This window comes from Streptomyces sp. NPDC054863, from assembly GCF_053610825.1.
In genome coordinates this window covers 17,268-26,740 of record NZ_JBSGZD010000063.1, presented here as the reverse complement: position 1 = coordinate 26,740, position 9,473 = coordinate 17,268, and the positions used below count along the sequence as shown (strand labels likewise).

The 9,473-nt window shown below is 71.6% G+C and carries 12 protein-coding genes; 5 read left to right on the top strand and 7 right to left on the bottom strand.

What is annotated here, in order from left to right; genetic code table 11:
• Window positions 1-150: 150 nt before the first annotated feature.
• The 4 genes from ACWGIG_RS14805 to ACWGIG_RS14790 all read right to left on the bottom strand — a co-directional run bounded on the left by ACWGIG_RS14805 (window position 151) and on the right by ACWGIG_RS14790 (window position 3,222).
• Window positions 151-432, bottom strand: a complete 282-nt coding sequence (locus ACWGIG_RS14805) for a DUF2630 family protein (protein ID WP_453321963.1) — start codon at window positions 430-432, stop codon at window positions 151-153.
• Window positions 433-538: 106 nt separating this feature from the next.
• Window positions 539-1,573 carry an endonuclease/exonuclease/phosphatase family protein gene (locus tag ACWGIG_RS14800; RefSeq protein WP_453321962.1) on the bottom strand — a complete coding sequence of 345 codons (1,035 nt, stop codon included), beginning with the start codon at window positions 1,571-1,573 and terminating at the stop codon, window positions 539-541.
• Between the two features lie 192 nt (window positions 1,574-1,765).
• Complete coding sequence (locus ACWGIG_RS14795) at window positions 1,766-2,305, bottom strand: hypothetical protein (RefSeq protein WP_453321961.1); 540 nt, start codon at window positions 2,303-2,305, stop codon at window positions 1,766-1,768.
• Window positions 2,306-2,310: 5 nt separating this feature from the next.
• Complete coding sequence (locus ACWGIG_RS14790; protein WP_453321960.1) at window positions 2,311-3,222, bottom strand: hypothetical protein; 912 nt, start codon at window positions 3,220-3,222, stop codon at window positions 2,311-2,313.
• Between the two features lie 155 nt (window positions 3,223-3,377).
• Here ACWGIG_RS14790 and ACWGIG_RS14785 point away from each other — a divergent pair, with 155 nt between their 5' ends.
• The 3 genes from ACWGIG_RS14785 (at window position 3,378) to ACWGIG_RS14775 (ending at window position 5,807) form a co-directional block, all read left to right on the top strand.
• Window positions 3,378-3,806 carry a hypothetical protein gene (locus tag ACWGIG_RS14785; RefSeq protein WP_453321959.1) on the top strand — a complete coding sequence of 143 codons (429 nt, stop codon included), beginning with the start codon at window positions 3,378-3,380 and terminating at the stop codon, window positions 3,804-3,806.
• Between the two features lie 151 nt (window positions 3,807-3,957).
• A complete protein-coding gene (locus tag ACWGIG_RS14780; protein WP_453321958.1) occupies window positions 3,958-4,947 on the top strand; it encodes an ATP-binding cassette domain-containing protein in 990 nt (329 codons plus the stop codon).
• Complete coding sequence (locus tag ACWGIG_RS14775) at window positions 4,944-5,807, top strand: ABC transporter permease (RefSeq protein WP_453321957.1); 864 nt, start codon at window positions 4,944-4,946, stop codon at window positions 5,805-5,807. Before ACWGIG_RS14780 ends, ACWGIG_RS14775 begins: the two co-directional genes overlap by 4 nt.
• Before the next feature lie 4 nt (window positions 5,808-5,811).
• Here the strand turns inward: ACWGIG_RS14775 and ACWGIG_RS14770 are convergent, their stop codons facing one another.
• On the bottom strand, window positions 5,812-6,216 hold the full coding sequence (locus ACWGIG_RS14770; RefSeq protein WP_453321956.1) for a hypothetical protein: 405 nt from the start codon (window positions 6,214-6,216) through the stop codon (window positions 5,812-5,814).
• Window positions 6,217-6,334: 118 nt separating this feature from the next.
• On the opposite strand from ACWGIG_RS14770, the gene ACWGIG_RS14765 reads away from it, so the two are divergent.
• Together ACWGIG_RS14765 and ACWGIG_RS14760 are read left to right on the top strand one after the other, a co-directional pair.
• Window positions 6,335-7,165 carry a helix-turn-helix domain-containing protein gene (locus ACWGIG_RS14765; RefSeq protein ID WP_453321955.1) on the top strand — a complete coding sequence of 277 codons (831 nt, stop codon included), beginning with the start codon at window positions 6,335-6,337 and terminating at the stop codon, window positions 7,163-7,165.
• Between the two features lie 97 nt (window positions 7,166-7,262).
• Window positions 7,263-8,327, top strand: coding sequence for a methyltransferase (locus ACWGIG_RS14760; protein WP_453321954.1), 1,065 nt, complete (start codon window positions 7,263-7,265; stop codon window positions 8,325-8,327).
• Between the two features lie 27 nt (window positions 8,328-8,354).
• On the opposite strand, the gene ACWGIG_RS14755 is transcribed toward ACWGIG_RS14760, so the two are convergent.
• On the bottom strand, window positions 8,355-8,777 hold the full coding sequence (locus ACWGIG_RS14755; RefSeq protein WP_453321953.1) for a universal stress protein: 423 nt from the start codon (window positions 8,775-8,777) through the stop codon (window positions 8,355-8,357).
• Between the two features lie 71 nt (window positions 8,778-8,848).
• The gene (locus ACWGIG_RS14750; protein WP_453321970.1) at window positions 8,849-9,472 is read right to left on the bottom strand and encodes an FMN reductase; all 624 of its coding nucleotides are present in this window, start codon (window positions 9,470-9,472) and stop codon (window positions 8,849-8,851) included.
• Between the last annotated feature and the right edge of the window lies 1 nt (window position 9,473).

Here is a 9,473-nt window from a genome sequence, read left to right as displayed (position 1 = left end):
CGAGCGCGGCCCGGACCAGCGCGGCCCAGGGGGTGCCGGGGGACGGGAGCGGACGCAGGCCGGTGAGGAGCCAGGGGGGCGGGGCCAGGCGGGCGGTGCTCGGCCTGCGGGGTCTGTGGGGTGGGTGTGGTGTGTCGCCCGGGCTTCCGGTCAGCTGAGGTAGCCCTCGACCTCGCCGGGCGGACGGACTGCCGCCTCGTCCGGGTTCCCGCCGAACTCCGCCATGGCGCGGCGCTGGCGCAGCAGGTCCCAGCACTGGTCGAGCTGGACCTCGACGGCCTTCAGGCGGTCCTTCCCGTCGGCGTCGAGGCCCGAAGTGCCCGAGGCGCGGCCCCGCAACTCCCTTTCCTCCGCGACCAGTTCGTCGATCCGGCCGATGATCCCGGGGTTGTCCGTGCGGCTCTCCATGCGGTCGCCCATGCGGTCGTCCATGTGGTTGCCCACCTCTCGCTCGCGTCGCTCGCGTCCCTTCCAGGGTGGGCGAGGGCACCGGGCACCGCATCCGGGCGGGTGGCAATCGGGTCGTGCGGGGCCGTCCCTAGCCCCCGTGCAGCTCCAGCTCCACCAGGAGCGCCCGGTGGTCGGTTCCCGGGAAGTCGAGGAAGCGTGCGCCGCGCACCCCGAAGTCCTTGCTGACCAGCACGTGGTCGATCTGCGCGCCCAGCGGCGGCGCCGTCTTCGCGGGCCAGGTCGGGGTGCGGGACGCCCCCGCGAGCGCGGCGCCGTCACGCAGCCCCGCCCCCGCGTCCAGCACGCGCCGGAACGCCGCGTGGTCCTGCGACGCGTTGAAGTCCCCCGCCACGATCGTCGGCCCGCTCCCTGCCGCGACGTACGCCCGGATCGCCTCCAGCTCGCTCTCCCACCGGTCCACGAACCGCGGCACAGGCGGCAGCGGATGCGCGAGCTGGAGCCGCACCTGCCGGCCGCCGACGACGGCGACCGCGCCCGGCATGGCCAGCGCGGAGGCGATCCCGGGGGCCGGTCGCAGCGGGTGGGTGCTGAGGATCGCGGAGCCCTCCGCGCCGCTCGCCTCGACGACCTTGCGGTACGGGTACGAGGCTGCCGGGAGCTCCCGGGCGAGGGCGCGCGAGCAGTGGTGGTTGCACTCCTGTACGTACACGAGGTCCGGCTTCTCGCGGCGTACGGCGGCGATCAGTCCGTCCGTCGCCCCGCCGAACTCGACGTTCGAGGTGAGCACGCGCAACTGCGCCACGACCGGCCCGCGGCCCGCGTCCAGGTCTCCGTACGGCCGCAGGAACCAGCCGTTCACGGCGGCCAGTACGAGCGCGAGGCCGATCAGCACCGGCCGCCGCGCGAACGCGGCAAGGAGCAGGGCGACGCCCGTCGGAACCAGCAACCACGGGAGGAACGCGAGGAGTTGGGGGACCGGTGTGATGCCGTCGACGTCGGCGGCCCGGCAGCCGATGACCACCCCCGGGCCGACGAGCAGCAGTCCGGCGGCCCATGCGGCGGCCCGCCGCCACCGGTGTGCGCCGGTGGGGCGGGCCGGGCTGCCGGGGGAGGCAGGGCTTTCACCGGGCTCCGGGCCGAGGCGTGCCTCTCGGGTGTCCAAGGAATTCCCCTCACTGTCTCATTGCGTCTCGCGTACGCCGACGAGCGCAGTGTCCCCCAGCAGGTGTCGGAACGGGGCCGGAACGGGGGTCGGATCGGAGCCAGTCCGGGACCGGTCCGGGGCGGCCGAAGCGGGGTCGGGACCGGTCCGGGGCGGCCGGATCGGGGCCGGCCCGGAGCCGTCCCGGGGCCGTCAGTGCCGCAGTGCCTTCGCGACCTCCGCCTTGACGTCTCCCTGGAGGGTGCGGTTGCTGCGCGCGGTGGCGGTGGCGTCCTTGCCCGCCGCGACGTCCTTGATGCTGACGACGGCGGAGTCCAGGAGGTTTCCGTCCGCGTCGCGGAAGTCGACCTGGACCAGGTAACTCTGCGCCTTGGACTGCTTGTTGGTGGCGGTGATCTCGGCGGCGGAGCGGTCGCCGTCGGCCTTCACCGCGCCTGCCTGGACCTCGGCCTTGGCGTCGGCGCCGTCCTTGACCTCGGCGAGCTTGGCCGAGGCCGACGCGGAGGCGGACGCGTACGCCTCCTTGGCCTTCTCCTTGGCCTCCCCGGCCTTGGCGGTGGCGCTCGCCGCGGCTTCACCTGCCTTCTGGGTGGCGTTGGAGACGATGTCCCCCGCCTTCGACTTGTCGTCCTCGCTGCAGGCGGAGACGGTCAGGGTGAGGAGGGAGGCGAGGAGGGCGGCACCGGCTGCACGGCGGGCGCGGTGGGCACGGGGAACACGGATGATCTTCATGCGGGTCACCCTGTGGGGCTGTCGGCCGTACCGCCAGGCGAGTGGGCCGAACGGGCCAACGGGCCCTCACCCCCGCCTCCCCGACGCCCCGTCAGCCACCACGCGCCCCCGGCCACCACCGCCACCACGAGCCCCACGGCCCCCACCGTCCACGCCGTGGTGCGCAGCGCCCCCGTGAGTGCCGAGTACACGGCCTCGGCCGCCGCCCTGCTGACGTCCTGCGGGAGGTCCGTCAGGGCCAGGTTGTGCGCGACGGCGAGGGTGAGCGCCAGCAGCAGTGCTCCGGCCACCAGCGCGAGACCGGCCAGCGCGGTGGTGAGCAGGCGGCGGCCCCGTACGGCGAGCAGGACCGCGCCCACCGCCAGCAGCGCGGTCATCGGCGGCAGCCAGCGGGCGGCGGGGGCGAGGAAGCGGTGGACCGTGCGCCAGGTGTCGAGCTGGTCGGTGCGGAGGAGGGTGATGTCGGTGTGGACGACCGGGATGCGCCCGGCGAGCGGTACGCCGTCGTCCGTGAGCCGCTGCTTCAGCTCGGCGGTGACGGGCGCCAGGTCGAGGGTGACGGTGTCGCCGGAGCCCTTGTCGGCGGCGAGGGCGTCGCGCAGGGCGTCGTGGGTGACGCGGCCGACCGTGTTCCACGCCTTGTCGTACGCGTCGGTCCCGGCGAAGGAGCGGGCGGTCTCGCCGAGCAGCCGCTCGGCACCGTCCTGCAGCGGGCCGAGATCGATCTGCTTCATGATCTCGCTGGTCAGCCGGTCCGTGACCGCCTTCTGCACGTCGGGGTCGTCGGCCAGCGGCGCCATGGTGTCGACGTACCGCCCGGTGTCCTCGATCCCGGTGTCCGCCCAGACCGCGACCGCGCCCACCGGCACGAGCAGCGCGACGAGGGCGAGCAGCAGGGAGGGCAGGAATCGGCGCATGATCCCCAGCCAAGGGCAGCACCGCGGGGGCCGCGAGCCGGGCGCCGCCGGACGGTGGGGCGACTGCTCCCGCTTGATCCACTTGCCGGTCCCGCCGGACGGGTGTGACCTGGTGGGAGCAGGGGGGTCGCTTCGAGGACCGAGGAGTCGTCGAGATGGGCGCACACGCAGCGATGCCGGGACGGGGCGCACCGAGCGCCGCCCCCGGAACATCCGCACACACGTCAAGCCGCACGCACGCCTCGCGGGCAAGCTGGGCCGTCCCGCTCGCCCTGGGCGTTGTCTACGGCATCTACATCGCCTTCATGGCCCGCGGCAGCTCCCCTCTGACCTGGGCGAACGTCGGGCTCGGCGTCCTGTGCGGGCTGCTCATGACCTCTCTCGCGTACGGCGTGGGCAAGGCAGGCAAGCGCCTCGGGCCGGGCGAGCGCGCTCTCTCGTTCGCCGTCCTCTTCGGCGCCGCGACGGGCTTCCTCTTCAGTCTCGGTGGCGCCAGCGTCCTCACCTCGGTGGTGTTCGCCCTGGTCCTCTTCGCGGGCATGTTCGCGGCGTCGTACTACGTCTTCTACTCGCACGCGCCCTGACATCGACCGGAAGAAAAATGGTCGACACCGCCCAACCCCCTTCAGATACGGTCGAGTTGGGTTTGCGGGTCGCGCATGCCCCGGCACCGGAGTAGAACACCTGTCTGTACTGCCGTGACGTGAAGTGACGAAGGAGCAGGGGTACGGGAACGTGAGCCACCCAGTCACCACCACACCGGATATCGCGATCGAAACCACCGGCCTGGTCAAAGTGTTCGGCGAGAACCGTGCCGTCGACGGCATCGACCTCTCCGTCCCCACCGGCACCGTCTACGGCGTCCTGGGCCCCAACGGTGCGGGCAAGACCACCGCGGTCAGGATGCTCGCCACCCTCCTGCGCCCCGACGGAGGCAGTGCCCGCGTCTTCGGCAAGGACGTGGTGAAGGACGCGGACGCGGTACGTTCCCGGGTCAGCCTCACCGGGCAGTACGCCTCCGTGGACGAGGACCTCACGGGCACCGAGAACCTGGTCCTCCTGGCCCGCCTGCTCGGCCACTCCAAGCCCAACTCCCGCTCCCGGGCGGCCCAGTTGCTCGAAGCGTTCGGTCTGACCGAAGCAGCGGCCAAGCAGGTCAAGAACTACTCGGGCGGCATGCGGCGCCGCATCGACATCGCCGCGTCCATCCTCAACACCCCCGACCTGCTCTTCCTGGACGAGCCGACCACCGGCCTCGACCCGCGCAGCCGCAACCAGGTCTGGGACATCGTCCGCGCGGTCGTCGCGCAGGGCACGACCGTCCTGCTCACCACCCAGTACCTGGACGAGGCGGACCAGTTGGCGTCCCGCATCGCCGTCATCGACCACGGCAAGGTCATCGCCGAGGGCACGAAGGGCGAGCTGAAGGCGTCGGTCGGCTCCGGCTCCGTACACCTGCGGCTGCGCGAGGCCGACCAGCGCGCCGAGGCGGAGCAGATCCTCACCCGGGCCATGAACGCGACGGTCCAACTCGACCCGGATCCCGTCGCGTTGACTGCGACGGTCGACGGCCACAGCAGCGACCGCGGCGCCGCCGAACAGGCTGCCGCGGCCCTCGCCGCGCTCGCACACTCCGGCATCACCGTCGACAGCTTCGCGCTCGGCCAGCCCAGTCTCGACGAGGTCTTCATGGCACTCACGGACAAGAAGGGGGCCGCGGCATGAGCACGGCACCGACCACCACCAAGCAGGACACCGCCGAACCCCTTCTCGAAGCCCCCAAGGTCGACGAACTCGCCGCACTGCTCGTCGCCAAGGACCGCCCGCCGCGCCCCAGCGCGCTCTCGGCGTCCTTCACCTTCGGCTGGCGGGCGATGCTCAAGATCAAGCACGTACCGGAACAGCTCTTCGACGTCACGGCCTTCCCGATCATGATGGTCCTGATGTACGCCTACCTCTTCGGCGGCGCGCTCGCGGGCTCTGTCTCCTCGTACATCCAGTTCCTCCTCCCCGGCGTCCTGGTCATGTCCATCGTCATGATCACGATGTACACGGGCGTGGCCATCAACACGGACATCTCCAAGGGCGTCTTCGACCGCTTCCGCACGCTCCCCATGTGGCGCCCGGCCCCGATGGTCGGCTACCTGCTCGGCGACGTCGTCCGCTACTTGATCGCCTCGGTGGTCATCCTCGCGGTGGGCCTGATCATCGGCTACCGGCCGCAGGGCGGAGTGCTCGGAGTCCTGGCCGGGGTCGTCCTCCTGATGGTCTTCTCCTTCGCCTTCTCCTGGATCTGGACGATGTTCGGCCTGATGCTGCGCTCCGAGAAGTCGGTGATGGGCGTCAGCATGATGGTGATCTTCCCGCTGACCTTCCTGTCCAACGTCTTCGTCGACCCGAAGACGATGCCCGGCTGGCTCCAGGCCTTCGTCAACAACAGCCCGGTCAGCCATGTGGCCACAGCGGTACGGGAGTTGATGGCGGGCAACTGGCCGGGCGCGGACATCGCGTGGTCGCTGGGGTGGGCGGCGGTGTTCCTGGTCGTCTTCGGGACGGCGACGATGCGGCTCTACAACCGGAAGTAGGCCGCTATCCGTCGATGTGCTCCGGCACCACGACGACCTGCCACTCGTCCTCGTACACGACCCGCCCCGGAGCGTCGGCCGAACGGACCTCGACGCACTCGAAGCCGTGGGCGTCCAGGATCTCCAGATATCCGGGCACGCGCCCGATCAGCTCCACCGAACCGACCTTGAACCAGGCGACCGCGCCGGGGTTCACGGCGTGGTCGTAGACGCTCGGATCGATGCTCGAAGGCTCGGGGTAGGCGGCGTCGTACCAGTCGTTGTTCACCCGCCGGAACCTCTCCTGCTCCGGAGTCAGCTTCCCGTCCCTGGCAAGGCCGTTGACGAGGGCGAAGACGCCGGGGAAGTGGCCGCGGGGGTGCGCGGTGGTGCTCTGGAACCGTACGTACCGCATAGCTTCCTCAGTCATGCCGAGCGATGCTACGACGTCACCGCGAGCCCCTTGGCCGAGGACGGTCCGATCCGTCGGCCGGGCCCGTGGAACTTTCGTACAAGACAGGCCCGCCGAACTCGGCGACGGTAGAGGCATGCGCAGACACGAGGTGGGGGTCACCCCCATGGATCGCGATGCCGAGATCGGCTGGGAGGTCGCCAGGCCCCTCGGCGGCACGTCTCTCGACGGCGTCCGGATGGCCGGATTCCGTGACCGTATCGACGTCGGGCTGGACCTGCGGGTGCTTCCCCAGCCCGCCGTGACCGTCATCATCGGGCTCGGGGGCGACCCGGTCACGGTGGAGAGTGCCACGGGGCACCGGCCCATGAGGAGCTTCGTCGCCTCGTTGGCGCCCGGCCCGGCCCGGATCCGTGGTGAGCGCGTCGAGTGTGTCGAAGTGTGCTTGTCGCCCCGGGCCGCCTATGCGCTGCTGGGTGTCTCCCCGCGCGAACTGGACGGGTCCGTCACGGGACTTGAGGACCTGTGGGGGCGGGACGCGCGACGTCTGCGCGAGCAGTTGACCGATGCCACGTCCTGGCAGGAACGCCTCGCGCTGACGGACGGGTTCCTCGCGAAGCGGGCCGCGGGGGCACCGTCGATGTCGCCCGAGGTCGCCGCCGCCTGGGACACCATCGTGGCCCGTCGAGGCGGGATACGGGTCGGTGACCTCGCCGCGTCCTTCGGGTGGAGCCGCAAGCGGCTGTGGTCCAGGTTCAGTGCCCAGATCGGTCTCACCCCCAAGCGTGCCGCCATGCTGGTCCGCTTCGACCACGCTGCCCGAGCGCTCTGCGCGGGGGAGAGCGCCGGCAACGTCGCCCTGGCGTGCGGATACGCCGACCAGCCCCATCTCCATCGCGACGTGGTGGCTCTCGCCGGGTGCACGCCGGGCGCTCTGGCCGGCCGGACGACCACGTCCGCCGACTGACCCACCGACCCGTTCCGTACCGAAGAGACCGGCCACCCCGCACGAGTGCCCGCGCCGGTTCATGTACGTACCACCACACGAAGAAGGGACAGCACCTGTGGCGAACACAGAGGTCTTGGCAGCAGGCACGGCCGACCGCGATCTGATCGTCCGGCTCGCGTTCGGGAGCATGGCCGCGCAGACCCTGCGCGCAGCGGTCCGGCTGAGGGTGGTGGAGCTGGTGGGCGAATCGCCCCGCCGGGCCGCCGATGTGGCCGTCGACGCCGGAGCCGAACCCCAGCCCATGACGCGGCTGCTGCGCGCCCTGGCCGGGCTCGGCCTGCTGCGGGAGCACGCCCCCGATTCCTTCTCGGTGACCCCCGCGGGCGCACTCCTCGCTCCCGGCCGCCCCGACTCGCTCACGTCGTTCGTGAGGATGTTCACCGAGCCGGCGATCGTACGCGCCTGGGAGGACCTGGACAGCAGTGTCCGCACCGGCGAGGTCGCTTTCGACGCCGTCTTCGGCACGGACTTCTTCAGTCACCTCGCCCAGCACCCCGAGCTGTCCGCGGAGTTCAACGCGGCGATGAGCCAAGCCGTCTCGGAGACCGCCGCCGTGCTGCCGCACGCCTTCGACTTCGGCCGGTTCACCGCGGTCACGGACGTCGGCGGGGGCGACGGAACCCTGCTGGCCGGGGTACTCGCCGCGCATCCGGGCCTCACCGGCGTGGTCCACGACACGGCGGAGGGTCTGGCCGAGGCGCCGAAGACGATGGCGCGGCACGGGTTGGAGGGGCGCAGCTCCCTGATCGCCGGGGACTTCTTCCAATCGGTCCCCGGGGGCTCGGACCTCTACCTGATCAAGAGCGTCCTGCACGACTGGACGGACGACCAGGCGGTCACGATCCTGAGCCACTGCCGCGAGGTGCTGCCGCCAGGCGGTCTCGTCCTGATCGTGGAGCCCGTGCTTCCCGAAGTCGTCGACACCGGCGCGGAAGCCGACGTCACCGACGGCGGAATCACCTATCTGAGCGACCTCAACATGCTGGTCAACGTGGGCGGCAGGGAGCGCACCCGCAAGGACTTCGAGGAAGTGTGCCGCCGTGCGGGCCTGTCCCTCACCACGGTCACCCCGCTCACGGAGGCCGCACCGTACTCCCTCATCGAGGCCGTGGCCGACTGACGGCACGGACCCACCGGTGCGGGTGCCCTACGACCCCCGCACCACCGTCACCGGCACCGGTGAGTGCTGCACCACGTGCAGGGAGATCGAGCCCAGCACCGTCGCCTTCAGGCCCGTGTGGCCGCGGGCGCCGACCACCACCAGGTCGGCGCCCACGGCCCGGTTCAGCAGGGCCTCGGCCGCGTTGCCCTTCACCGTGTGGCAGGTGAGCGAGGTCGCCGCCTGCGGGCCGAGCGCTCTGGTCACGGTCTCGGCGAGGACGTGGGCCGCCTGCTTCTCCGGGTCGTACGTCGCGTTCTCCGGGATCAGGCCGCCCCAGGTCGGGAATTCCCAGGCGGTGACGGCGTCCAGTTGCGCGCCGGTCATCCCCGCCTGTCGGGCGGCCCACTGCAACGCCCGCACGGACTGCTCCGACCCGTCCACGCCGACGACGATCCTGCCTGCTGCCATGACTGCCTCCCAGAAGAGCCGACCATTGCGGCAAATCTACGCGAAGCGGGTCAGAGGGGCTCGGGAGTGGATCAGTCGCGTCGGAGGTCGGCGAGCTGCCGGGCGAACGGCACGACCTCCTCGGCCCCGGTGTCCGGCCGCCCGGTGTCCGGCCGGTCCGCCGCCCGCTGCCGCAGTTGTACCGACAGCTCCGCCGCCGCCCGGGTGATGCGTCCCGGCAGGTGCTCCGTAAAGCTGTCGCCGGTGCCTCCCCAGTCCTCCGACGCCGCGAACACGGCCGTCGGGAGGACCACGGCCCGCAGGTACGCGAACAGCGGGCGGACCGCGTGGTCCAGGGCGAGGGAGTGGCGGGCGGTGCCGCCGGTCGCCGCGATCAGGACCGGGGTGCCGGTCAGCGCGTCCGGGTCGATCAGGTCGAAGAACGACTTGAAGAGCCCGCTGTACGAGGCGGAGAAGACGGGGGTGACGGCGATCAGGCCGTCCGCCTCCGCCACCGCGTCGATCGCCTCGCGCAGGGCCGCGTTCGGGAAGCCGGTGACGAGGTGGTTCGCGATGGCGGTGGCGAGCTCGCGCAGCTCGACGAACCGGACCGCGGCGTCCGGGAGTTCGGCCCGTACCGCTTCCGTCAGGCGGTCCGCCAGCAGGCGGGTGGACGACGGGACGCTCAGGCCTGCGGAGACGACGACCAGCTTCATG

What these genes read in the sequence shown, in the direction of transcription:
- ACWGIG_RS14785 (WP_453321959.1), top strand. Translation starts at nt 3,378, where the DNA reads ATGGGCGCACACGCAGCGATGCCGGGACGGGGCGCACCGAGCGCCGCC.
- ACWGIG_RS14805 (WP_453321963.1), bottom strand. Translation starts at nt 432, where the DNA reads ATGGACGACCGCATGGGCGACCGCATGGAGAGCCGCACGGACAACCCC.
- ACWGIG_RS14795 (WP_453321961.1), bottom strand. Translation starts at nt 2,305, where the DNA reads ATGAAGATCATCCGTGTTCCCCGTGCCCACCGCGCCCGCCGTGCAGCC.
- ACWGIG_RS14765 (WP_453321955.1), top strand. Translation starts at nt 6,335, where the DNA reads ATGCGCAGACACGAGGTGGGGGTCACCCCCATGGATCGCGATGCCGAG.
- ACWGIG_RS14775 (WP_453321957.1), top strand. Translation starts at nt 4,944, where the DNA reads ATGAGCACGGCACCGACCACCACCAAGCAGGACACCGCCGAACCCCTT.
- ACWGIG_RS14770 (WP_453321956.1), bottom strand. Translation starts at nt 6,216, where the DNA reads ATGACTGAGGAAGCTATGCGGTACGTACGGTTCCAGAGCACCACCGCG.
- ACWGIG_RS14790 (WP_453321960.1), bottom strand. Translation starts at nt 3,222, where the DNA reads ATGCGCCGATTCCTGCCCTCCCTGCTGCTCGCCCTCGTCGCGCTGCTC.
- ACWGIG_RS14755 (WP_453321953.1), bottom strand. Translation starts at nt 8,777, where the DNA reads ATGGCAGCAGGCAGGATCGTCGTCGGCGTGGACGGGTCGGAGCAGTCC.
- ACWGIG_RS14750 (WP_453321970.1), bottom strand. Translation starts at nt 9,472, where the DNA reads ATGAAGCTGGTCGTCGTCTCCGCAGGCCTGAGCGTCCCGTCGTCCACC.